20 protein-coding genes are annotated in these 26100 nt (G+C 45.9%); 6 read left to right on the top strand and 14 right to left on the bottom strand.

Annotated elements, in window-relative coordinates; genetic code table 11:
* Nucleotides 1–367: 367 nt before the first annotated feature.
* Nucleotides 368–3070 carry a S9 family peptidase gene (locus tag NBH07_RS15830; protein ID WP_009016877.1) on the top strand — a complete coding sequence of 901 codons (2703 nt, stop codon included), beginning with the start codon at nt 368–370 and terminating at the stop codon, nt 3068–3070.
* Between the two features lie 315 nt (nt 3071–3385).
* Complete coding sequence (locus tag NBH07_RS15825) at nt 3386–3718, top strand: type II toxin-antitoxin system PemK/MazF family toxin (RefSeq protein WP_008772819.1); 333 nt, start codon at nt 3386–3388, stop codon at nt 3716–3718.
* Here the strand turns inward: NBH07_RS15825 and NBH07_RS15820 are convergent.
* Together NBH07_RS15820 and NBH07_RS15815 are read right to left on the bottom strand one after the other, a co-directional pair.
* The gene (locus NBH07_RS15820; protein WP_005867510.1) at nt 3715–4692 is read right to left on the bottom strand and encodes an ATP-binding protein; all 978 of its coding nucleotides are present in this window, start codon (nt 4690–4692) and stop codon (nt 3715–3717) included. The two genes, NBH07_RS15825 and NBH07_RS15820, sit on opposite strands and share 4 nt — an antisense overlap.
* Nucleotides 4693–4710: 18 nt before the next feature.
* The gene (locus tag NBH07_RS15815; RefSeq protein ID WP_039848538.1) at nt 4711–5286 is read right to left on the bottom strand and encodes a response regulator; all 576 of its coding nucleotides are present in this window, start codon (nt 5284–5286) and stop codon (nt 4711–4713) included.
* A 158-nt stretch (nt 5287–5444) separates the two neighbouring features.
* Here NBH07_RS15815 and NBH07_RS15810 point away from each other — a divergent pair, with 158 nt between their 5' ends.
* Nucleotides 5445–7808, top strand: a complete 2364-nt coding sequence (locus NBH07_RS15810) for an ABC transporter permease (RefSeq protein ID WP_009016875.1) — start codon at nt 5445–5447, stop codon at nt 7806–7808.
* Between the two features lie 19 nt (nt 7809–7827).
* On the opposite strand, the gene NBH07_RS15805 is transcribed toward NBH07_RS15810, so the two are convergent.
* From NBH07_RS15805 to NBH07_RS15795, 3 genes are read right to left on the bottom strand one after another with little or no spacing between them, the layout of a single operon-like run.
* Nucleotides 7828–9090: an LVIVD repeat-containing protein gene (locus tag NBH07_RS15805; RefSeq protein WP_009016874.1), complete on the bottom strand. Its 1263-nt coding sequence runs from the start codon at nt 9088–9090 to the stop codon at nt 7828–7830.
* Between the two features lie 20 nt (nt 9091–9110).
* On the bottom strand, nt 9111–10493 hold the full coding sequence (locus NBH07_RS15800) for a porin family protein (RefSeq protein ID WP_039848537.1): 1383 nt from the start codon (nt 10491–10493) through the stop codon (nt 9111–9113).
* Nucleotides 10480–11031, bottom strand: coding sequence for an RNA polymerase sigma factor (locus NBH07_RS15795; RefSeq protein ID WP_008772825.1), 552 nt, complete (start codon nt 11029–11031; stop codon nt 10480–10482). The genes NBH07_RS15800 and NBH07_RS15795 overlap by 14 nt, the downstream gene beginning before the upstream one ends.
* Nucleotides 11032–11132: 101 nt before the next feature.
* Here NBH07_RS15795 and NBH07_RS15790 point away from each other — a divergent pair, with 101 nt between their 5' ends.
* Nucleotides 11133–11951, top strand: a complete 819-nt coding sequence (locus NBH07_RS15790; RefSeq protein WP_005859539.1) for a hypothetical protein — start codon at nt 11133–11135, stop codon at nt 11949–11951.
* On the opposite strand, the gene NBH07_RS15785 is transcribed toward NBH07_RS15790, so the two are convergent.
* From NBH07_RS15785 to NBH07_RS15745, 9 genes are all read right to left on the bottom strand, one after another.
* On the bottom strand, nt 11904–13016 hold the full coding sequence (locus NBH07_RS15785; RefSeq protein ID WP_009016872.1) for a DUF4249 domain-containing protein: 1113 nt from the start codon (nt 13014–13016) through the stop codon (nt 11904–11906). The genes NBH07_RS15790 and NBH07_RS15785 overlap by 48 nt on opposite strands.
* 4 nt (nt 13017–13020) lie before the next feature.
* A complete protein-coding gene (locus NBH07_RS15780; protein WP_009016871.1) occupies nt 13021–15777 on the bottom strand; it encodes a TonB-dependent receptor in 2757 nt (918 codons plus the stop codon).
* Nucleotides 15778–15917: 140 nt separating this feature from the next.
* Complete coding sequence (locus NBH07_RS15775) at nt 15918–16940, bottom strand: DUF4249 domain-containing protein (RefSeq protein ID WP_009016870.1); 1023 nt, start codon at nt 16938–16940, stop codon at nt 15918–15920.
* A 3-nt stretch (nt 16941–16943) separates the two neighbouring features.
* On the bottom strand, nt 16944–19607 hold the full coding sequence (locus NBH07_RS15770; RefSeq protein ID WP_156682809.1) for a TonB-dependent receptor: 2664 nt from the start codon (nt 19605–19607) through the stop codon (nt 16944–16946).
* A gap of 13 nt (nt 19608–19620) precedes the next feature.
* Nucleotides 19621–20466 carry a FecR family protein gene (locus tag NBH07_RS15765; RefSeq protein WP_005867493.1) on the bottom strand — a complete coding sequence of 282 codons (846 nt, stop codon included), beginning with the start codon at nt 20464–20466 and terminating at the stop codon, nt 19621–19623.
* Nucleotides 20467–20667: 201 nt separating this feature from the next.
* Entirely contained in the window at nt 20668–21477 is an 810-nt protein-coding gene (locus NBH07_RS15760; protein WP_005867490.1) for a porin family protein, read from the bottom strand.
* 88 nt (nt 21478–21565) lie between these two features.
* The gene (locus NBH07_RS15755; protein ID WP_005859552.1) at nt 21566–22078 is read right to left on the bottom strand and encodes an RNA polymerase sigma-70 factor; all 513 of its coding nucleotides are present in this window, start codon (nt 22076–22078) and stop codon (nt 21566–21568) included.
* 149 nt (nt 22079–22227) lie between these two features.
* Entirely contained in the window at nt 22228–23280 is a 1053-nt protein-coding gene (gene trpS / locus NBH07_RS15750; protein WP_005867488.1) for a tryptophan--tRNA ligase, read from the bottom strand.
* A gap of 82 nt (nt 23281–23362) precedes the next feature.
* Entirely contained in the window at nt 23363–23665 is a 303-nt protein-coding gene (locus tag NBH07_RS15745; RefSeq protein WP_009016867.1) for a PAAR domain-containing protein, read from the bottom strand.
* A 99-nt stretch (nt 23666–23764) separates the two neighbouring features.
* Between NBH07_RS15745 and NBH07_RS15740 the strand changes: the two genes are divergently transcribed.
* Together NBH07_RS15740 and NBH07_RS15735 are read left to right on the top strand one after the other, a co-directional pair.
* Entirely contained in the window at nt 23765–24706 is a 942-nt protein-coding gene (locus NBH07_RS15740) for a DMT family transporter (RefSeq protein ID WP_005859559.1), read from the top strand.
* 129 nt (nt 24707–24835) lie between these two features.
* Nucleotides 24836–26098 (top strand): DUF4933 domain-containing protein, encoded by a 1263-nt coding sequence (locus tag NBH07_RS15735; protein WP_039848536.1) that lies wholly within the window; start codon nt 24836–24838, stop codon nt 26096–26098.
* The last annotated feature ends 2 nt before the right edge of the window (nt 26099–26100 follow it).

Here is a 26100-nt window from a genome sequence, read left to right as displayed (position 1 = left end):
GAATAACTTACGGCTTGGGAAGTGAATAACTAACCACTTACAAACCTTTTTTCCTACCGTTGACCAAAGGAATTTCCTATCACCACAATGCCCATTATAAGGTCTTTACAATAGGCATTGTAACACCTTTATAATGCCCATTGTAAGCCGCTTATAACTGCGATCATTAGAACGCTCAAAAAGGGCACTGATAATCAATACATTAAAAACGCCATTACCTTGTCCAGAAAACACGTACGACTTTTACAAAAAACACGTACATGTTTTCTCGGAAACACGTACGTGTTTTTCCAGAAGCAAATTCCGGTCAAAAGCAACAAAGATTCTGATAAAGCCATTATCTTTGTTTTAAAATCAATACATAACCATGATGAGACACTTAAAGTACTTGGCTTTTGTAGCATGTCTGGGAAGTCTTTCCCCAGCCTTCGCGCAAAACGCCTCTAAAAGCCTAACAGTTGATGACCTAGTCACTTGGCAACGAATCACGGACCGGGAGATCTCGGACAACGGAAAATGGGTAGCTTGCAAGATGGAACCTTGGGAAGGTGACGCTACCGTTTATTTGTATGCGGCCCAAGGGCAAGAGACCGCCACTTTTTCTCCGGCCGATAAGTTCGCGTTCTCCGCTTCCTCGGGTTATCTGGTTGTCACGCAAACACCCGGAAAGTCTACGGTAGATTCCCTGAAAGTATTGAAGACGAAAGAGGACAAGATGCCGATGAACACCTTGGTAATCTATTCCGTCGCCGGTAAAAAGGAGACGATAGACTCCCTCAAAACCTTCAAATTAGCGGACGAGGCGGATTGGATCGCTTATCAAAGAGGCCGGAAGGACTCCACGTTGTACGTCCGTTCGCTGGATGGAAGCAAGACCTTCCAGTTCCCGACCGTAACGGATTTCCAATTCGCCAAGAAAAGCGGTATGCTATATTACACGAGCGCGGCGGAAGGAGAAGCAGGTATATTCACCTTGAACCCGGAGAAAGGAAGTCCGGCGCTCATCAAAGAGGGAAAAGGCGTATTCAAACAAACCACGTTCGACGAGAAAGGGGAACGGCTAGCTTTCTTATATTGCGCCGACAAAGATTCTTCTTACAAAGCGTTAAGCTTATGGCTATCCGAACATAACGCTCCCGCGAAAGAAATCGCCACCCGTGGAAACAAGGCTTTCCCCGCTGAATGGGTAATCAATGAGAACGGGATGCTTCAATTCTCGAAATCCGCTTCCCGTCTGTTCTTCGGTACCTCACCGGGGCCGAGGCAAAAAGACACGACCCAACTAGCCGAGAATCGTCCGAACGTACAGGTTTGGAGTTGGGATGAGCCCGTACAATATACCGTACAGAATTATAACAAGGAAAAAGACTTAAAGAAAAGCTATCAAGCGGTTTATAATCTGGGCAACGGCTCTATCTTCCAATTGGCGAATGAGGAATTACCGAATATCCAATTGGGTAACGAGGGTGACGCAGCCTTGGCGCTCCTTTCCACTTCCCGTCCCTATTCTTTGTCTTCCATGTGGGAGGCCCGCACACGCAGCGACTATTATACCGTATCGTTGGATAACGGGGAGCGCAAGCAAATCGCCCAAGCGGATTATGGCCGTTTCCACCTCTCCCCACAAGGTAAATACGCATATTGGTATGGCGAGACGGATAGTTGCTGGTACACGATCGCCTTGGCGGAAGGTAAGCGATATCGCCTAACCACCCCGGAAAGCTTCCCGGCTTGGGACGAGGACAACGACGTTCCTAATCATCCTTATGCGCATGGAGCCGCCGGCTGGACCGCGAACGATCAAAATCTATTGATCTATGATCGTTACGACATCTGGAAATTCGATCCGACCGCAGCTACCTCACCGATCAACCTGACCGTGAACGGAAGGAAGGAGAAACTGTCCTACCGCTTGGAACAACTGGATAAAGAGGCTCGCTTTATCGACCTCGGCAAACCGCAATTATTAAAAGGATTCAACGAGACCACGAAAGGATACGGATTCTATAACGCACGCCTCTCTGCTCCAGCAGCCCCGAAGACCTTGCTGGCGGGCAACTATATGTTGCGATCTATCAACAAGGCGAAGAATACGGATGACGTGATCTATACGATGGAAACCTTCCAGCAATACCCGGATATCCACTATTCGACCTTGGCGTTCAAGAAATCCGTGCAATTGACACACGGAGACAAACAGCAGGAAGGTTTTATTTGGGGTACCGCCGAGTTGGTATCATGGATTTCCTTGGACGGCCGTCCACTGGAAGGTGTCGTTTATAAGCCGGCGAATTTTGATCCGAACAAGAAGTACCCGATGATGGTAAACTTCTACGAGCGGAATTCGGAGACTTTATATAATTACCGTATGCCGGAACCGCATCGTTCTACGATCGATTATCACTTATACAATAGCAACGAATATGTCATCTTCAACCCGGACATTCGCTATGTAGATGGTTATCCGGGAGAAAGCTGCTATAACTGCTTGATGCCGGGTATCACCATGATGATCGCCAAAGGATATATCGACGAAAAAGGGATCGGTGCGCAAGGACATAGCTGGGGAGGTTACCAAGTAGCTTATTTAGCGACTCGCACGAATTTATTCTCCGCTATCGAGTCTGGGGCGCCTGTCGTAAATATGTTTAGCGCTTATGGCGGTATCCGTTGGGGTTCCGGCATGGCCCGCTCTTTCCAATACGAGCATACACAAAGCCGTTTAGGAGCTACGCCATGGAGTTCTCCACTTCGTTATCTGGAAAACTCGCCGTTGTTCACGATGGATAAGGTGCAGACCCCAATATTGATCATGCACAACGATGCCGACGGCCATGTGCCTTGGTACCAAGGTATCGAGTATTTCGTTGCCATGAAACGGTTAGGTAAACCTTGCTGGTTACTGAATTATACAGGCGAACCGCATTGGCCCACGAGAATCGCAAATCGTGTAGATTTCCAACGCCGCATGTTCCAATTCTTCAACCATTACCTAAAGAACCAGAAGATGCCTAAATGGATGTCCGAAGGCGTACCTGCCGTAGAACAACCATTTGAGTTGGGGTATTGATCAGACAATCTTATAAGAGATTATGGCCAAAGCGATAGTTATATCATAAGCTTTAGCCATAATCTCTTTTTCCATTTAAACAGGAGATCTTTTGAAATAAATACGTATATTTGCCAATAACATAAAAACAAAAGATATGAGAACGACAAAAACCAGACCAACTAGAAATGTTTCGTCGCCCAAGATGGCTAAACACAACATTTCCAACCAAAGGAAAAGCGATAGCCAACCTTTCAGTCCTATGAATGAGAAAGATTTATTTCTAGCCCATTCCAGACAATCCATGGCAGCATATATATCCAAATATCTCATCGAATGAAAATACATCAACGAGATGTTGTAGAAGTCAATTATCTATTTCCTAATGGAATAACCAAACCTCACATGGCTATCGTCATCTCAAACGATGATTTGCAAGCAGCTGAAGATTTCTTTTACCTAGCTATGATATCTTCCAAAAACTATAATCCACAATATACATTTCCTTTAGAAGACTCTATGCTAACAAAAAACTTAACAAAGAAAAGCTTCGTTATTTGCCAATTAATAGGAGGTTACACTGAACGAGACGTTGTGAGAATATGCAGCCATGTAAAAGCCGAGCCTTTCAACTTGATTGTTGAAAAAATCAAGAAAGTCATATTCTAGAACGTCATACGAAACTCGGTACGGACACCAGGCAAGGAATCAACGGTTAAATCGCCGCCATGCAATCGCATTATGCGGTGGGAGATACTGAGACCGATGCCGCTACCACCGGACTTCGTAGAGAAAAAAGGCGTAAAAATAGCAGACAATAGTTCCGGAGAAATGCCGGGGCCATTGTCTGTTATAGTTATATATACCCTACCATCAGCCTCCAAGGCTTCTACGGAGACGATGGCATCCGCTTGCCCCTCTATCGCCTGTAATGCGTTACGGATCAAGTTAATCAGAGCCAGCACAATCAAGTTTTGGTCCGCATGTACCGTTAAAGCTTCCGCAGAGGAGAAACGAATACGGTCGCTACCCGCCTCGGCACACAACAACCGTTCCATCTTCCGAAATAAAGAGGTTATAGGCACCTCGGTTCTTTCCGGCTCCGGAAGATGCGTCAGACGATGGTAGGAATCCAAGAAAGCGGATAGATTTTTCGCTTGCCCATGAATAACCTCCAAACCTTCCCGTAATTGCTCCGGAGTATATGTATCGGAATATTTCAACAGATCAGCAGATAAGGAACGGATTGGCGTAATCGAATTACGAATCTCATGCGTCAGTACCCGCAAGATGCTCTCGTAATACAAGCGCTTCTCTTCCATCTCATTCTGGTTTTGACTGAATAGGAGGATAATCCGATTCATTTCCGCATATAAGTCCTTTACAAAGGGATCATTCGTTTTATCCGGGTATCGCAAAGTTGTATTCCCATTACGAACCGACTCGAAGAAAATAGCGATCTTACGATTTGTACCGTTTATCCACTGGATTAGCAACAGAGTTATCAACAGGATAACACACAGACATACAAAGGATAAAAAATAAGAAATACCGGTTATCAACAATACAGATCCAAGTAACGCAAAAAGTACGATTAAGGAAACGCTCCCTATAATCTTCAGATATAAATTCCGGTTAACCATGGTTACTCTCCTTATAATCTACAACCCGTATTTCCGCATCTTATTATAAAGGGTCTGGCGGCTAATATCCAATTGTTGAGCCACAAGCGTCAGGTTCCCTTTCTTTTCTTTCAATACCTCGGCGATAAACTGCCGCTCCATATCCTCCAACGTACAAGGATGGGAGACTAGAGATTCTGCCACAGAGGAAATCTCTCTCTCATCTGATTCCGCACGACGTTCCAAGACGTGGGTAAGTGCTTGAATCAAATTCTCGTTATCCCAAGGTTTCACGATAAAGTCCGAGGCTCCCCTTTTAAGGGAAGATACAGCCAACTCGATATCCCCAAAAGCGGTTATCAAGATAACGGCCGGAGGATTCTTAAGCTCCAAAATACGATCCAACCAGAAAAGCCCTTCCCCACCGCTTTGCTTTCCAGCGCCGAAGTTCATATCCAGTAAAACCATATCTACATCTCCATTCCGTAAAAGGGCAGGCAATAGAACAGGAGATGATACGGTAACGATCGTCTTAAACTCATGGGACAGGATCGTCCGCAGACTTCTCAATACCACCTCATTGTCATCTACGACTATAATCTTCGCGTTACGCATGAAGCCTCCTCTTTTTTTCGCACGCAAAGATACGATCTTTTCCCGGCTCTCAGTGTCCAATATTTAGACAAATCCAGTCCTTTACGAACGTTTCCTCCGATTTTATTTGCCATATTCCACGCAACCGGATAGCTTTGAACCAACAAACAGATAAAACCATGGAATCCATATCTCTAAAACTTATATTCCGTAGCTGGTGGCGAAACAAGACGTTCGCCGTCATTTCCTTATTGAGTCTGGCGGCAGGCATCACTTGTACCAACCTACTGATCTCATACGTCATTTATGAATCTAGGATAGAAGCCCATAATCCCAATAAGTCGCATATCATCTATATGGCACAAGACTCTCCCTTGACCTCCGGAGAGAAAGTATCTTTTATTAAAGGGAAGATCCCTGTGCAGCTAAAAGACCAATACCCTGAAGTTGAGGATTATTTACGACTGAACATAGACAATGCCGCCTCCATCACGATAGGAGAAAAGCGCTTCAACCCAATCTCGATCGTCAGAGCAGATCCCTCCTTTCCTCGCTTTTTCCCTTACAAGGTAGTGGCAGGAGATATAAACAAGGCATTAACCCAACCAAACGCAATTGCGTTGACCGAATACCAAGCGAAGATATTCTTCGGGAACGAGGATCCTATCGGTAAAACCTTCTTGGCAAAGTACGCTTATGAGAACGAGACGATTACCTACGAGGTCGCCGCCGTTATCAAAGAGTACCCTCAATCATTCTTTAAGTTCAACGCATTGGCAGGTACTACCTCCCAATTCAATGGCGGCCCTACCTTATTACTGGTAAACGATCTCTTCAACATCGATACGTTCACTCAAAAACTAAAGGATGATAAGGTACCTACTTTCAACGGAACCGGACAGTATTATTTCTATACCCTCCAAGAGAGTTATTTCCAAGAGCAAACCTATACACAAGAATACATCCCCTATATCCACCGAAACCAGAAAGACTTACTGTACGTTGGTTTGTTCTCAGCCATCCTAATCCTCGTGATCGCCTGTTTCAATTATGCCAACCTAAGTTTCTCCCGCATTTTGCAACAGGTAAGGATGATCTACACCCAGAAGGTGATGGGAGCATCGGCTGGGCAAATCCATCGCCAGCTATTCTTGGATACTTTCCTTACCGTGCTGATCGCTTTCTTTTTATCCTTGTTACTTACACTAGATTTCCTGCCGGCTTTCAACCGGATCGTTTCCGGACGTATCTCCTTGGGATTTTTCTTTAGTGGACAGGTCTTACCTGTGATCGTGGCACTCATCCTAGCTCTATCCATTATCCCCTCATTATATATGAGCCATAAGATCAACTCCCTTTCCCATTCCGAGTATAAATCATTCACCACCGGTACCCGGAAGCGGACAATCATAAGCGGGCTCTCCATCTTACAATTCGCCATCTCAATAGCTCTGGTATTCGCCACGCTAACCGTACGGCAGCAACTAACGCTCACTCAGACAAACGGTGAACGTTACCGGGACCTCATCGAAATAGCCGACTGGAGTGGGAACCATATACAGACCTTCTCTGAAGAGATCCGGCGTTATCCTTCCATAGAAGAGATGTGCCTTTCGAGAAGCGGGATCATACAGTTCAACTTGCGGACAATGGTCTTGAAAGACGAAAACGGAAACGAACTAAATTATACGCTAGGCCAATACGAAGGTGATAGTACTTTCCTAAAGGTTATGAAGATAAACATTCTTCAAGGACTCTCAGAGCGAGAGGCTCTAAAACAATACAGCACACCCGTCTATATTAACGAACAATACGCACGTTTGCTCGTGCCCAAAGGCGAGAATCCCGTGGGTAAGCCTGTCCGCCTTTACGACACTGAATTCGGGAAGATGGAAAAGGAGGGAGAACCGATAGCGATTATAGCAGGGATCGTGGAGAATCTATATACAGGAACCTTACGACAAGAGGTTTACCCTAGCTTGACCTACCTAACGCATACTCCCCCCTATAACCTCGTCCAAATCCGACTGAAAAAGGAGCGCAGAGCCGAGGCTCTAGCTTTACTGCAACAAACATGGGAAAAGATCAACCCCAACGTACCTTTCGAATATCAAGATATATACGAGGAATTTATGTTATCTAACCGAAAAACGATCGAACTGGCACATTTGCTCATCATGTACTCGATCATCAGCCTCCTGCTAACCGCCTTCGGATTATTCGGCATGGCTCTCTATGCCATCCGGCAGCGTACGAAAGAAATCGGTATCCGTAAGGTAAACGGGGCTACGGCCGGGGAGATCTTGTATCTATTAAATCGTCGGTTTATCGGCTGGGTAGGGATCGCTTTCGCAATTGCCGTTCCTATCACGTGGTATTCGCTGAGTTGTTGGCTGGAGAATTTCGTATATCGGGTGGACATATCCATAGGAACATGCCTGCTGTCCGGCGGTATCGTATTGATGGTTACGCTACTGACCGTAAGCAGGCATAGTTATAAGGCGGCATCCCGCAATCCGGTAAACACCTTGCGAAGCGAATAGCGAAGAGGAATATTAAACTCTATTCGCCCATTGGCAATTTACTTAACTGAGATATCGCCTGTAAATTGGAATAATCGTATTGGTAAAGGCCATCATCGGCGATCATCATCAAGGTATTCTTGAAAGGGATTACGTCGTAACCCTCCATTCCGGCATAATGAACAAGCTGATTAGCCATCAAGGTCATAGGATCTTTCGCGTTGAAGACCTTTAAACCTTCGTCGCAGAGGAATAAAGTACCGTTATCGATACCTAGTCCTTTCGGGCATTTCATGCCATAAGTAACCAGCAAGTTCGGTTGGTCCACATCACTTACGTCTATGAGCATCAGTTCATTGGTATTTTGCCCGCAAGTATTTCCGGAATGCACGGTCACATACGCTAAGTCATCCTCCACGACAACCGGATCACAACCAAAGACATGACTTACGGAAGAACGATACTTAGGCGCTAGCGGATCTTCCAGCGAATAGATCAACATGCCGGTCGGAGTTCCCATGAACATCTTATCTTTATAGTTGAAAAGAGTCTCGACACCACGTTGCAACCAAATGTCGTTTGTCGTCAAGACAGGCTTGTCTCCAGACAGGTCGAAAACACACATGATATTCTGTTCTACCGTATATAAGTACTTACCATAAATAGAAAAACGAGCCATAGATCCGTTCACGCCCTGCGTGGAAGTACCCGGCGCCGCATCGTTCGCCATCAGATCACCGCCATAACTCGGATAATGGTAAATGGTTTCCTCCCGTTCCTTCGGCTCCCAACCAACCACGACACCTTTCGCTCTCGCTTCTTCCGAATAACACATATTATAATCGAACCCATAGCCATTCTCTATGGTCGGAAGCGCATAACGGAAAGCGTTCTCCACACGACCTTCCAATTCAGGTCTCTCCGGATCGGAGATATCGAACCAGACCAGATCCACATACGAATCCGCATACAATTTATCATCCTTGATCGAGAGATCCTCGTTACCGATCAACTCTACAAAGCCCGCTATCCGGGGAGATGCCGGATTCCTGTTATCCACGATATGGATGCCCTTATCCGGGGAAGAAATATACAGGTAATCCTTATAGAAACAGATCTTACCCCGCTTGGTGATTGGCACCACCTCATCCGTCACCTTCACTGAATTCCGAAACTCGGAGATCGACATGAATACCGGTTCGTTGATAGCATACCGCACGACCTCCATTCTCACTCCATCATCCTTGCATCCCATTAAGACGCAAAGGCTAAAGGCAAACGCCCAATAAAAAAGTTTCCGCATAATTATAATAGATTTAATCATTAAAAAGCATATCGTATACCTGCGCTCAACCCAAATCCCAACGGCTTGTCTGTACGAATACTAGCCGGTTGATCACAGTCGAAATAATGGGAGAAGCGAGGCTCGAAATAGAGACTCCAATCCCCATAGAAACGATAAGCGGCACCGACCGAGGCATTCACGGACCATTGCATACCGTGGATGCCCTCCTTTTTGCTCTTAGAGATAGTCGTTCCGTTTCCGGCGATATAACCGCTATGCACGGCCTGCAAACCCTTCTCCATCATAAAGCCTCCGGAGAGATAGACATTCCATCGCTGATTCTTCCATACATAAACCACCAGATTCAAAGGAATACCCAGATAATGCAAAGACGATTTCACCTCTGACGGGAAATCCCCTCCCCTCTTGAATGTAGTGGATAAATACGTATACATCAATCCACTTTCCACGGCTATACGCCGGCTCAAATCCTTCCGTACCGTAAAACCAAAAGATATCGGAAGGGAGTAGCTAACGTCCGGATAAGATTCGAACGAACGATTATCCAAGAAGTTCTCATCCACCTTAGAACTCCGTAATACCGGGGCATTACGAAATGAGACCGTTTGGGAAGGCGTATTGCTATTCTCCTTCTCATCATCGTCTTTATCCGGCTTATCCGGATCAGGATCTTGGGAAGGAACATTCATATCTCCCGGAGAAGAAACATCACCATAACTCATATCCGTATTTAAAAAGCTATCTACATAACCACTAGAGCCAACGGCGGCGGCCAATAACCACTTATTCCGTTTACTCTTCTTGGCTTTCTTTTTCAAAGAGGCTTTTCGTCGGGGACTCCGTTCGCCTTCCGGTAGAGGAACCGTAGAGTCACCTCGCTTAACGACTATGTCCGTCGAATCCTCGGACGCATCCTCCTTCGCAGACGGTTCTTCTACGATAGCCGCAATCGCATCCTTCTCAATAATCTCGATAGTCTCACACTTCTCATCCTCCCGGATCGTTTCCTTTTCCCCGACAATAGCGGAAAGCTTAGCCTTTTTTTCCCATTTCAGCACTTTCGCTATACGTTTCTTTACAGGCTCTACAGGTAAAACGGGATGCTCCGGAAGAATATTCATTTCCTCCGCTTTCTCCGATATCTCTTTCTGAAAGGGGCTCAATTCCTCCAATGGCATCTTCTCCGGGGAAGGTAGCAGCCAAATAACCAAGGCCAGCACTGCGGCGGCGGCCAAGCCTCTCGTCCACAACCAACCCCGTGATCTCGCTCTTCGGTTCATCCGGGCCTCCACCTCATCCCAGCCGCCAGCATCTACCGGCAACCGGTGCTCTTCCAAGCGCTGCCGCATATAGCCGCTGAAATCATCCAGCCGTTCGTTATGATCCTTATCGTCCCGCATTTTCATGCCTTATTAAAGATTGTACACTCTTTTGCAAAGCGTTCCTCGCCCGGATAAACTGGGAACGGGAAGTCGCCTCCTGTACATGCAGCATCTCGGCGATCTCGCTATGCGTATATCCCTCTATCGCATATAAGTTGAAGACCGTACGATATCCCGGCGGCAATTGGGCCACGCAAGCCAACAAGTCGTCCGCCGATAAACGGTCCAATACGGAATAGTTGATATCTTCCAAACTGTCGTCATAGCCGTCCAGGCCTACACTTAGCCTCGTGTTCTCTGAAGACCGGAGATATTCAAGAGCCGTAGTGACAAAGATCCGCCGTATCCATCCCCCGAAAGCCCCGGAGCCGGAATACGACCGGATCTTCGTAAATATCTTCACGAACCCGTCCTGCAGAAGATCACGGGCCGTCTCCCTGTCACCCACGTAACGCATGCAAACACTCATCATAGCAGGAGCATATTGCTCGTACAATTCCTTACGAGCCCATGATTCGCCTCGCATACATCCATCGATTAACAGTTGTTCATCCATAAGTACTTATGCTCTCTATTATATGGATGAAATAGGTATCCTAAAAGTTGCATCTTATTCAAAAAAAAGTTACCTTCACATCAAAAATAAGAGGAGAGTGTATGAGACGAGGATTATTTATATTCATGGCATGGATATGTGTCGTTGGAATTCAGGCACAGTCTGACTTTTCGTTTATTTTAAATAAAGAAGGTAAAATCATCGTCCTGCCTAAAAACAAGACGTATGAGTTGAACATCCCGAAAGCCTCTTATAAGACATTTACCCCTGCGGGGACACGGGATATCGATATTAAACTGCGGGAGTTCACGCCCGATATTCCCCATACGTCCCTACAAGAGCGTCCGATGGATATGCAGATATCTTCCGCCGCCTATCAGCCGTTCTTTAACGTATATACCCCGATGCTTCGGGAGGTATCGCCTATGGCGTTGGATTTCAATGAGACTTATATGAAACGGCTAAACGAAAGTTTCGATCTTATCGCTAACGGTGTTCAATATACATGGCCGGGAGTCGGAGGCATGACGATCATGAACGGGGGTATTTCTTGGCACAGCGGCAATTGGAGTCTTTATGGCGGAGGATTCGGTGGTCGTTTCTTTAGTCCCTTCAACCCTAGTCCCGGAATAACAGCCGGCGCAAACGTACAAGTGGAATATCAACCTACGGACTGGTTGAAACTGAAAGGATGGGGACAATACGCTTATTACGCCGACGAGTACAACAATCCCCATATGCTTAGGAATCCCTTTTTCTATCATACCCAAGTGGGCGGCTCAATGGAGTTCAAGGTTACTGATAATTTCTGGATGGGAGCCGGTATCAACTATGAATACAACCCGGTACGACGGAAGATGGAACCACAGTTCCTAGTCTATCCCGTCTTCAAATCGGGCCGCTTCAAGATTGGAATGTGAGGAAGACGCTATTTCCGTCTCAAACATTCCTACATGGCAACTGCCTAGGATACCGACACCACCGTCTATATTGCTAAATACACGGATCGGTTCGGCCAGACCGCCATCGATCAAAAGGTTCGAAACTGAATCCGTGTCTTTATCTTGCAAAACTTTCAGATATCGATAGTATTCCGCCGAGATAGCATATAGGTGTACCCGTAGGTGCTTGGGTGGAATCGGAAGGAAATCTTCCTCATTTAGATCTTCCATCCCTATCGAATCCGGGACTACTTTTAGCGGGTATGATCCATAATAAGGTTCATAATAATACTCATCCGTTAAGTGCAAGGTATATTCTTGCCCGTTTATTAACTCATCAGAAAAGACCTTTCCATCATACCCATACATCCAGTCATTGCCAAAGATTTGATCCAAGGCCGTCAACGATTGGCCAAAAACAGGTTCAGTCGCATAGTTTGGACTCACCGAGAACCATTTATATTCTCCTGTATATTCCTTAGCTATTCCATCAAAAACAGGAATGCCCTCTTCCATACGAAGTAAATAATAATTCTCCTCGGCAGGGTTATCTTTGAGCGTTACCTGATAAATCGCATTCTGGTGAGAACCGAAAGAACCAGCTACCGTGGCATAGGTTACCCCCGCTTTCAAGACCCGGGCGGGCGCTGGCATGACTGTCTCGGCGCTTGCCACACCATATTCCGGATAAGAAGCTTCCACACGGATACGATCCCCTTTCACCGGTATAAAATCAGACTTAAAATACCCTTTCGTGTTAAATGCCTCATCCCCCTCCTGAAAGCTCATACGCTCTTTAAAAACGCCATTCACGAATAAATTCACCTCGGCTTTATCCAAAGTCACGTTCGGATGATCATCCGTGAAAAACCAAGTACGGGAGACACTTACGGTTAAGGGTTCGCCGGTTATAGCGACACAGTTCACTACCAAGGTAGGATCCGGCCGTAAGGATTCAAGGTCGATCTCCTTGATGCAAGACATCAAACCAAACAGGCTTACTATACAAATCGTATTTATTAGAATATTCTTTATCTGTTTCATCTTCCTAGAATTTATAAGTATATGATAGGGAAGGTATGATAGGCATAATACCTATCAACTTAAAACAAGGTTTTGTTTTACCGCTATAGGGAGAAGAAGAATCTGGGACTAAGTTATTCGTTCGTTCCCAGCTATCACTTTTATAGACCATAAACGGATTCATCCGGCTATATACATTATAAATACTGATATTCCAGATGCCCATTCGCCCCTTCTTCTTCGGACGGTAAATATTAAGTCCCAAATCCAGACGATGATAAGCCGGCATCTGGTAATTATTACGACGTGTATACAAATCCACCACTTCCCCGGATGGTTCCCACCAGTTATTCATCTTGTATTGGTTGGAAATAGTAAGCGTACCAGCTTGCTCATAACTCTCCAACGACAAGGTCATTCGATTGCCGGAAGTATACGTCCAAGCGGCTGTCAGTTCCACCTTATCCGACAGTTTATGCGAAACCACGATATTCAGCTTATGCCGGTTATCGTAACGTGCCGGAAAGCGTCGCCCGTTATCGATCTCATCGAAACGCCGATCCGACCATGAAAGTGTATATCCTATCCAACCGGTCGTACGTCCGCTTTCCTTGCGAGCCAAGAACTCCACGCCATACGAACGTCCCTTGCCAACCGCCATTTTTTCCTCCCAAGCCGCCGTACCGGGCAAGAAGGAATAGCCGTCTTTATAATCCAACAGGTTCTTCATCCATTTATAATACCCCTCTACCGAGAAACTATAAGAACGCATCAGATTATAATAGAAACCAGCGGAGACTTGATCGCTGATTAAAGGTTTCAACTTACGGGTAACAGGCATCCACGCATCCGTCGGCAAATTTATATAACTGTTGCCCAATAAATGGATATATTGCCCCATACGGGCGTATGAGGCTTTGAAGCTAAGATCGTCACGTAGCAACCATCTCAAGGAAGCGCGAGGCTCCAATAATGTATAAGCCTTCCGCTCCACATTGAACAGGCTAAACCGAAGCCCCGCATTCAAACGCAAGCTAGGTAAGACATTCCAATCATCCTCTCCGAAGACAGCCGCCTCACGGGCCCATAGCAGATCATTCGTATATATTTTCCCTATATTCGAAAACTCCAGCATACCGGAACCGGCTGCTTTCACCTCATTATACTCCGGGCGGAAACGGTGCATCAAGAAATCCCCTCCAAAACGAATCACATGCGACGTAGAAGGCGTGTAATCAAAAGAGGAACGGACGCCCATATCCAAGATAGAGGTAGAACTACTCGTTTCCGATGAAGAAGAGAGATAATTATCTTCTCCTTCCACACCATAATTATATTCTTTTGAACTCCGTACATTCGAGCGATACCGTGAAAAGACCCCGGAAACCCGTCCGAACAAACGGTTATTGAAGACATAAGTCCAGCCCAAGGTTCCCATCAAATTACCCCAACGCAGCGATGAATGGGTACCATCCGTATAAGGGACTTGCTCTTCTTCTGTTGAGAAATCCGTTCCCCCTCCTTTTAATACATCATTCCCGTTATATAAGCTGAAAAACATCCGGCTACGATCGCTGAAACGATGATTAAGCTTTAAATTCAAATCGTGAAAAGCGTAACGAAGATTTATTTTATGACCGTCTTTTCGAACCTTATTTGCTATCGCTATCGCTGGGGCAGAGAGTACATCCAGCCACGAGCGTCTAAGCGCTATCTGAAAAGCCGTGCGATCCTTGATGATAGGGCCTTCCAAGCTCAGATTACCGGAGATCAGCCCGATCGTAACGCTACCATGGTACTCTTTCATATTGCCCTCTTTGGTATGGACATCTACCACAGACGAGAGTCGCCCGCCATATCTCGCAGGGAAACCCGCCTTGAAAAAGTCCAGATTACGGATCGCCTCCGGATTGAAAGCGGAGAATAGCCCGCCGACATGATTGATCTGGTAAACCGGATTACCGTCTATCAAAAACAGATTTCCATCTTGGTCGCCGCCACGAACATATAAACCGGCCAGTCCCTCTGTCCCACTGGCTACACCCGGAGTCAGTTGCAAGGTCTTCACGATATCGGACTCACCAAACAGGGTCGGTGTCGCCTTGATCGTCTTCTGGCTAAACTCCATCGTTCCCATCAAGGTGTTATTTACAGACAAACGATCCCGCTCCGAAGCGGTAACCACCACTTCCTCCAGACGGGCGTTCGGACGCAACTCAATATTTAATATAGTATCCCTATCCAATTCCGTGAAATTAAAGGAACAGCTCTCATAACCAATGTAAGAAGCATGCAAGCGGATATTCCCCGGCGGAAGCGTCAAACTGAAAAAACCATAGCTATTCGTAGCCGAGCCTTTCCGGCTGGCGACCTCATAAACAGAGGCTCCGATCAGAGACTCCGAGGACGCTTGGTCCCTCACGAAGCCGCTGATCGTTACCTGTCTCTGTCTACGCTTCAGAATCACGATCTTTCCACTCACCTTATACACGATCGGATACGACTCGAACAAGCGGGTCAAACAATCCGTCAATGTCTCATCTTTCACTTGGAAACTGATCTTCGGAAGCTCTTTCAACAAAGAAGACTCATACGAGAAGGTCACGCCCGCCTGTCTTTCGATCTCTGACAAGACCTCCGGCAACGAAACCTCCTTCATACGCAACGTAATCCGGGGATCATCCTTCGTCTTGGCTGATTGGGCCAAGAGGTCTGGAACAGGCATAAAAATCATCCAGCAAAAAATGGCCATAAGCCATTTATTCATCCACTCTGTCATCATTCTACTTTATTGAGTTCATTGATAAGACAGGATCTCCCGGAAATACCCCTATCAAGGAAAAGCCTTTTTTTCATACCTCGTGAACTTACCGCTTCATGATGTATGAACCGGCAAGCACAGGTCGTCAACGCGGGATGGGCTTATCCATCCCAAGGATTCCAATAAGGAGGCACCGTGTCTCTCGGCATCGTGATACGCAATTTATCCTCTTGATATCCGGCGACAATCCCAAAGCCGTTCTCCACATTCGAATACGTATCGGCAGGCTCTATCAACGCCCCGAAATTCGCGTCGCCGATCGTGATAGAGTACCCCCTCATAATCTTCATATATCGATAATAATCCTCGGAGATAGACAACAGGCGCACATCGTAATGAACGTCCATAGAAAGGGTATCACTCTCATACGAGTATTCAACAGGAAAAACAGAAACCTTAATAGCATTCGTATTAACCAGATCCTCCCCTCTAAATACACCCATACAGTAACGCCCATCCATCTGGCTCGTGATAGGACTACCTCCAAAAGACTGGAAAACAGGATCCTCATAATCCACGCTAAAACCAGAATAATACCAACTATATCCTCCTAAGCTACGGAAAGAGGTTACGGTACGGGTACTATCCCCCTTCCGGAAGTCCAAGATCTGCTCCACGATTAAACGATAATAGGAATCCGTCTCAACCCCGATTTTAACAGAGAAACGCAGATATTCGGCATAGCAGGCAGAAGATCGATAGGATAAGGTATCCACCTCATAAATCCGTGCCCGACCGGGGATACGAGTTTCCCCGGATACCGGCTCATACCCATCGGCCTCGGCCTCTATACGCAAACAATCCCCCTGTCTCACGAAACAACCGGGCAGAACATATTGCCCCCGTGAATGTATAGAATCTTCCGGCAGGTCATCATTGCGCATAAGACCTTGAAACTCATCATTGACATAGACACGGACTTTTGCGTCGGATAGCTCAAAATCGGGAACGCTATCCATGATAAACCATGTTTTCGAGAGATGAGCACACACCTCCTTTCCGGGACATACCGATGCGTTCAGTACAATCCGATCCGGCAGATCCTCCAAATCAATCTCCACATCCCGAACGCAAGAGACCATCAATAATCCTAACACGAACAGGTAAGGTAAATATCTTCTCATAAGCTAGAATTTATAAGTATAAGAAACCGAGGGCATGCAATAGAACAAAATCGTCTCCTGTAGCACTACATGATATCGCTGATTTATATCCTGGTTTACCATAACCTCCGTCATGAAGGGATTCGGTTTCAAATACGTATTGTATATACTTATGTTCCAAATCCCCATCCGACCCTTCTTTTTATATCGATAAAAATTCACGCCCAGATCCAAACGGTGATAAGGAGACAATTGATAATTATTACGAGCGCTCAAACCTGAATTCATCGGTCTGTATGAATCTACTCCGGCATACCCGTTCTCTTTCTGATAAATCGGAGACAGATATTTATACTCCGGCAAGCTAATATGGTTTCCTGAGGCGAACACCCAAGCTCCCGTTAACTCCACCTTCCGGGATAACTTACGAGAAACGACCACATTCACCTTATGCCGGTTGTCGAAGCGAAACGGGAAATGACGCCCCTTATTCACGGAACCATCCGGAAACCACCGATCCGACCAAGAGAGCGTATACCCGATCCATCCGGTTGTCTTCCCATTTGTCTTTTGCGCCATAAACTCCACACCATAGGTCTTACCCTTTCCCAAACCGACCCGGTCTTCCCAACCGGAGAAATGTGTCTCAACCGGCCAATGATCCTTATAATCAATCAAGTTATTCAACCGTTTATAATACCCCTCGATCGAGAAATCATACATCCGTTTCAGATTATAATAAAGCCCGGCAGTAATCTGGTGAGAACTCATCGGAGGGACTTGCTCCGTCACCGGGACCCAAATATCCGTAGGCTGGTTCACATAGGTATTCGATAATAAGTGGACATATTGGTTCATCTTACTGTAGGATATCTTCGCCGATAGATCCGGGCGGAGTAAATAACGTGCCGACAAACGAGGCTGAAAAGAATGATAGATCTCATTCTCTACATGAAACAAGGTATACCGCAATCCGGCATTCACCCGCAAGCGATCCATGACCCGCATCTCATCCTCGGCAAACAAAGAGAACTCATGCCCTTTTATCAAGGAATAATCATACAAAAGATCATACATAGGACTAACCAACGAATCTTTCACCCATGATCTTTGCTGGCTATTCTCCGGACGAAAATTATGAAACAAATAATCCGTACCCATCCGTATCCGATGATTCATTGACGGGCTGTAATCCACCGATAAACGAACACTCAAATCCTCCATTTCCGATTTATAGTGGCTCTCTCGTTTGAACGATTCTTTCCCCTCCTTACCTGCATAAATTTCATATCCCCCCACTTCCTGCCGGATATGAGAACGAAAACGGCTGTAACCCACCATCAAATTACCAAACAGTTTTTGCCCGAACACGTAGTTCCATCCAGCAGAGCCGATCAAGTTTCCCCAACGCCACAGAAACATATCCTCGGAATCCCCATTCTTCTCCTTACTCCCTTGCCTGAAAGCATCTTGCCCCATATAAAAGCTCAGATAGGCACGGCTCCGATCCGAGAAAGAGAGGTTGAGTTTCGCATTAATATCGAAGAAATGATAACCGAAAGCATCTTTGATACTACTGTTCTTATTGACTACAGCCAAAGCCGGCGCCGTTATCAAATCCAACCACGTACGGCGTACCGAGACATTAAACGAGGAGCGATCCTTAACAATCGGCCCCTCCAGATTGGCCCGTGCGGAAAGCAAACCCACGGAGATATTCCCGTGATACTCCTGCCGGTTACCGTCATTCATACGGACATCTACAACCGACGAGAGCCTTCCGCCGTATTCCGCCGGAAAGCTCCCTTTATAAAACCGGGTATTCTTTATCGCGTCCGGGTTGAACGCCGAGAAAAACCCCAACAAATGGTTCACATGATAGACCGGATTTCCATCCAGCAGATACAAATTCTCATCGGCCCCGCCCCCACGCACATACAAGCCGGTCATTCCCTCGGTGCCTACCGCCACGCCCGGCAACTGCTGTAAGGTCTTCACCAGATCCGCCTCCCCCAGCAAAGCGGGCATCGACTTCACCCGCTCGGCAGGTACGTCGATCACCCCCGCACGGCTACTCAATATCTCGTAGCGAGGCCGGGTCCCCCGAATAACGACCTCGCCTAACGAGGCCAATGACCTCAACGGGAAGTCGATCATCGTATCCCTTTGCAAATCGATCTCTATCTCCATCGCCTTAAAGCCCACATACGAGGCCCTAAGGCGAACCCTACCGGGTGGAAGTATCAAGCTGTAAAAGCCGTAATTATTAGACATCGTCCCTCCCCTCGAACTTTTCACCAGAACCGAGGCCCCCAACAAACTCTCATACGAGGCTGAATCCCTGACGAATCCGCTGATCGTATATTGACGGGGCTTTCGCTTTAAGATGATATATTGCCCCGTAACCCGATAGATAATCGGTAATGGGGAAAATAAGCGCTTCAAGCAGTACGACAAGGATTCATCCCGGACCGACAGGGAAACCTCTGGCAGCTCTTTCAGCAGAGAGGACTCGTACGAGAAGAACAATCCGGTTTGTTTCTCAAGCTCCATCAATATATCCAACAGGGGAACCTGCCGCATATCCAACGTAACCGTCGGCGTAGGTTCGGGCATCTGCGCATATAGATGTCCCATCCAACCGGGAAGCAAAAGAATCCCTATCAGCCATACAACAATAGATCTCATAAATGATCTGATTTTATTTCTTCGAAGTGGAAACCAAACGTGCGTCCAATGTCTGGTTAACAACCTGCAAGACATCCTCCAAAGGCAGATTATTAAAAGTAGCGGTCAATCTCGCTCCCTCATTCTTTGTCTGGTTCGCAATCTTGACTTGATAATAATCACTCAAGTCCTCAATCACCTTATCCAGCGGTGTCTCCATAAAACGAAGTTGCCCTGTCCTCCAAGCTAACTTGTTCACGTCTTCTTCCGTCACTACCGTTATCTCCTTGTTCTCCATAGAATACTGAGCCGACATTCCAGCGGTAAGTATCACATTCTCCTTTTCCTCCCCGGCGGTAAAACATACCTTGCCGGTAACTACATTGACTTCCGTAACGGTAGGCTTCTCATCTATCTGGAAACTTGTTCCCAGCACCGTAACTTCCGTTTGGCTCGTTTTCACTGAGAAAGGGCGTGCCTCGTTCCTCGTCACTTGGAAAAAGGCCTTTCCATTCATCTCCACGGCACGCCTCTCTTTATCATATCTCTTCGCGTCATACCGGATCCATGAATCGCCGGCCAAAGCGACCAAGGTACTATCCGGAAGGTAAACATCTTTCATTTGTCCGGGGGCGGTAGTAATCGCAACCCAATCCGGGGCGTTTCTCTCTACCGTAAACCATGTCCCCAGACCTACGAGCACTAACACGACAGCGGCCGCCCCGATCCAATACCGGCGAAACGAGACCTTCCGGCTAATCACATGCTCAGAAGCGAACTTCTGCCATGCCTTATCCGGGTCAAGGCTTCCTTCCCGATAGCGTTTCGCTACGAAACGGATGCGTTGTTCCAATTTATTGTCATGCTCGTTATTATTCATAACTATTCCTTCTATTTAATAAGTCCTTCCAGTCTCATACCATTGGAATCCGACATTTGGGGCCTGCCCCTTCTTCAATGGAACTCCCACGCTCATACTCGGCGAGATCCTAGACGATACGCAAGATGAGAAAATCATCATCGACACCGCGAATATAAATACCCACTTTATACAAACCATCGCTTTCATCCTATTTTCTCTTTAAAATGTGTATCCCAAGGTAAAACTAGCCGTATGATAGTTCAGACCTATGTTATAAGCATATCCCTTGTATTGCTTATCTATACCCAGATCATAGCCAACCTTAAAAGCGACCCGTTTCACCTCTATACCAGCCTCTATGGTAGCTCCCCAGTCAAAACGAGGCGCTACCGCATATCCTTGGCCGGGATTAAACGGGTTATATGATATTTCCTTATTATAGGGCAGCTTTCCTTTTAAAGAATAATCACTTTCCTCATACGTCACTTTTCCTCCCAAGCCAACCGCCAAATAGGGACCGACCGCCAAATGTAACCGAACATCCTTACTTACCTGCCAATCGAAACGAGCCAAGATCGGTAATTGGATATATTCACGATGCTCCTTCTGACTGCGATGCCTTATACCTTCTACATCAAAATCCTTAATTCCATAGGTATCATAATAGAAGCCCGTAAAGCCGTAACCATTACCATAACCGTATCCCCACAGATTCAAATAATCACTGGAAACGGGATAGAGAAATATACTCGTACCTTCCCGTCCCCCATATGGACTCTCACTAGTTCCATAAATCTCACTATAAGAAGACAGCCCCTTCCCCCGTCGCACATAATACAAACCGGATTGAAGCGAGAACCAGCCCGATCCGAATGTATAAGAGACTGCGGCCCCAGCCTTAAAGCCTACCTTAGCGGCATCTCCCTTATACTTTGTCACGTTCATACCGGCTTCCGGCGTCACTTTCCATTGCGCTTGGGCCGAGATCACGCACGTCATCAACATCACAAATACCACCAACTTCCTCATATACTCTCCATGCTTTAATGAAATAAACAAGTAACCTTTATCTCTAAGACAGAGAAATATGAAAAACCCCCATTCCTTTCTATAAAATTTATCCGAAAAAGAACATATAAACACGGATAGCGGTCTCTCGCAAAGCTTTCAATGCCTTGCTCATCTGGTTCTCAACCGTTTTTACCGATAAATTCAATTCCTCCGCGATCTCTTGGTATTTCAAGCCATCCCGTTTGGATAACAAGAAAATCTTCTTCCGTTCGGGAGGTAACCGATCGATAGCATCCCACAGGCGGGCGTCACGCTCCGATCGCAGGATGTCTTCCTCTTCCGAGGTATCTTCTACGTCGGGTAACTGCTCGGTGGCCTCAGCGTTTACGGGTTGTGAGGTAAATGAAAGAGAACGGTTCCTCACCGCTTGATATAAATAAGCCTTGAGATTCCCGATCACATTACCAGCCCGGTTCTTATCCCATACATCCGCGAAGGCCTGTTGCACGATATCCTCGGCATCGTCTACCTGATCGGTATAACGAAGCGCAAACAAACACAAGGGCTTATATAAACTCTTGAAATGATGTTCAAATTCTTGGGTGGTAATAGCAGCCATACGTTTGTTATCTGTAACTATTCACCGCAAAGTAACAACCTTTTCTTTTTAACAAATCGCTTTTCAGGTTCTTTATAATGGTTTTAATAAAAAGAAAGCGTTTAAGGACTTATCCCTAAACGCTTTTTCTTATTTTTAATTAATAAGCATCAATATGGACGAAAACCGATAATCTGGCGTACCTCATTTAAAGTCTTAGAAGCGCTCTCACGAGCTTTCTCCGCACCCATACGGGCTACCTTATCCAGATATTCCGTATTGGCGGCCATATCCAAGATACGCTCACGGATCGGAGCGCAGAACTTATTGATATCCTCGGCCAACTGCTTTTTCATATCGCCGTAACGGATCTCGCAATTATTGTATTTCTCATTAAAGAAATCATAGGTCTCTTTCTCGGAGACAATTTCCATCATCGTGAATAAATTGGCGATCGGCTCGGGCTTCACGCTATTCGGCTCGGTTGGTCCCGCATCGGAAACCGCTTTCATAACCTTCTTCTTGATTGTTTTCTCATCATCGATCAAGTAGATCGCGTTACCCTCACTCTTGCCCATCTTACCGGAACCATCCAAGCCCGGTACTTTCACGGACTTATCGCCCAAATGGAACGAAGCTGGTTCCGGGAAGAAATCTACTCCATAGGTAGAATTGAAACGGCGGGCGAAACGACGAGCCATTTCCATATTCTGCTCCTGATCCTTACCTACAGGAACCTTCAACGCCTTATGGATAATAATATCGGCGGCCATCAAGGTCGGGTAAGTCAACAAACCAGCGCTTACGCTATGTTTATTACCTTCATTAAAAATCTCTTTCTCTACATCGCCTTCACATCCTTCCCGGCTGATATGCAACTGCTGACGGGCCTTATCCTTAAAGGAAGCCGTACGCATCAACTCGCCGATACCGGCGTTCATATTCAAATATAGATACAACTCTACCACCTCCGGCACATCGCTCTGAATATAAATGGTAGCTTTTTCCGGATCGATACCACAAGCCAGATATTCCGAGAGGATCGTCTTTACGCTATTTCGTATATTGTCAGGATGCGGGTGAGTAGTCAACGAATGCCAATCAGCGATAAAGAAGAAGCAATTATACTCATCTTGCATCCGCAAGAAACTCTTTACCGCGCCAAAGTAATTGCCTAGATGCAGATTACCTGTTGGTCTGATTCCACTTACTACTGTTTCCATGTCTTGTTATTTTTAGTTTTCAAGTGGCGGCAAAGATAGTAATATTCTCACAATATACATATATTATATGCCGCAGATCCTCCTAACCACCTATTATAACGGTGGGACATCCCAATACGATTTGCCCTCCGTGAGCTGTCGTATCTCCCATTCTGGCGGCAGGTTTACCGCAGATCATCACGGTGGAAGATCCTTTAATGATCGTATCCGGAGGACCTACGCAAACGCAACTATCCCCCATTACCGCCGCCGGTAGCTTGCCGATTAGAACAGTCGCCGCTCCCGGCCCTACGATAGGACCGCCTACATGGGGTATCGGTGATGGCCAAGCCGGGGTTTGCATAGGACATGTATGCATATCTGTCAATCTTGCTGCTGGAGGCATATTTATTACTTTTTAGTTAACGATTTATTGAAATGATAATCTACAAATATATAATATTTATCATGAATATACTACTTTTGCGCGCTAATATTTTTAATCATGAATGCAAAAGCAAAAGGATATGTTCTAGGGGCTATCGCCGCCGCGACTTATGGAATGAACCCCTTGTTCGCCCTACCCTTGTATAAAGCCGGTATGAATCCGGATTCAGTCCTGTTTTTCAGATATTTATTCGCGATCCCGGTATTGGGTATCATGATCAAAGCGAGAGGGCGGAACTTTAAGTTGAAACCCAACGAGATCGTTCCTTTAATCCTCATGGGGCTGTTGGTTTCCTTCTCTTCCCTAGCGTTATTCCAAAGCTATAATTATATGGAAGCAGGCATCGCCTCGACTTTGCTGTTTGTCTATCCGATCTTAGTGGCGCTGATCATGGCGTTTGTCTTCAAGGAGAAATTAACGTTACAAACCATCTTTTGTATCTTGCTGGCATTAGGCGGTATCGGCTTACTTTATAAAAGTGGCGACGGAACGACTCTTAGTTTAACCGGTGTCCTGTTGGTCATGGCTTCCGCTCTTTCCTATGCTATTTATATCGTAGGCGCGAATCGTCCGCTATTGAAGAATATCGCTACGTTGAAACTTACGTTCTATGTCTTGCTTTTCGGAATGACCTTGTTTTTAGTCCGTATAGATTTCGGCAGGAGCCTTCACATTGTCCATGATTGGTATTTATGGGGTAACCTGATCGCTCTAGCCATATTCCCAACCGCTATCTCTTTCCTTTGCACGACACTGGCGGTCCAATATATCGGCTCCACCCCGACGGCTATCCTCGGAGCTTTGGAACCGTTGACCGCCGTATTCTTCGGAGTGACTGTCTTCGGTGAATCATTAACGTTACGATTGTGTTGCGGAATCATCCTGATCATCCTAGCCGTTACCCTCATTATCGCAGGAAGTAACGTAACAAGCCACCTAGTTCGTTTTCGAAAGCTTTTCCCAAGGCTTCCGCTTAAGAAAAAGAACGCTAAATCATAAAATCATATACAGGCATCATTTCTAGATACTATTCTACGGGGCTATCGCAAATCTATGATAAATTCGTAAAATCATTTGTTACAATCAATTATTTTACATATGTTTGCGAGAAACAATACGTATCCAATCATGATCACCAAGTTCTCAACATGCTTATTGTTCCTTGCATTGCTCTTGAATAGTTGCCAACAAAGGAATCAACCCACCTCTCCCCAATATGAAGCGGAGTATAATCGTTCGACAACTCCGGCCCTCATTGATATAGAAAAGGCGCTGGACCATCCAGCGATGTTGAAACTGAGTCAAATAGCCTCTAAGCTGGAATATTATAATGTTGGAGACGCTCGTTACACGGTAACACAAGCGATCGCTATTCCGGATAGCGACGCTTTTATCACATTCAATAACCCACGTATTTATTATCGTAAGCAAGGCATTCCCAGCAAACGATATGGATTTAAGGCCTTGGATTATAAATGGAACCATGGGATGAACGGCCTTAATCTATTTTACGACAAGAAAACAACCCGTATGTACTGCGCCTTGAGCGGCCTCGACCAAGACAATAAAAAAGATTCGACCACATTCAACGATATAAGGCCATGTATCGGGGAATTACCCACATTAGATACGATGCTGACCATTCAGAATTATATATTCCCCGAAAACCTGCCTACCAAATATTCGATAAATGCGGATGCCAGTCAAATAGTAGGCTTCTCCTCCTCGGGATATATGCTTTGTGATTACGCGGAAGGCTCTAAAATCCCGAAAGGAATAACGACATTCAACCTTCGAGGAGATACGCTTTGCAAATTCATCCTTGCGGATGCCAAAGATATTAACGTCTCTCCGGATACGATCACCCGGTTTCAAACCTTTTATTGGAATACGGATCAAGACCGAATAAATTTCTTGATTCCTTATCGAGATACGGTATACCAGCTTTCAAGTTCCCACTCGATCACCCCTTTATATGCGCTTCATAAAGACAATCAAGATAAACCGACCGGTCTTCGTTCTTTCTTGGAGAATCCGAATGGGCTATTTATGGGAGTCTTTCAAAAAGGTTCTCCCGCCATCTATAATTGGCTGGGATGGCTGGACGATTACAAACCGGTTATCACCCATCGAGTAGTCTATCTCAAGAAAGAGAAGAAAACATACGCCTTACCCAAAAGCTCCGGAGGATTTATCAATGATATAGATGATGGACTTCCGTTCTGGCCAGACGGACAAACCGATGACTGTGTTTATATGATTCGTACCGTCACCGAAATGCGTGAGACCGTTAAACGCACAGGCTCCTCCTGCCAAAAAGACCTGATCAAATTCTTAGACGATCCTAAAGTGTTCGAGAGGGATTATGTAATGATCGTGGCAAGACCTTGATG

It is taken from the genome of Parabacteroides sp. B2-S-102 (assembly GCF_023656665.1).
Classification (GTDB): Bacteria; Bacteroidota; Bacteroidia; order Bacteroidales; family Tannerellaceae; genus Parabacteroides; species Parabacteroides distasonis.
This window is presented reverse-complemented; position numbering and strand designations above follow the sequence as displayed.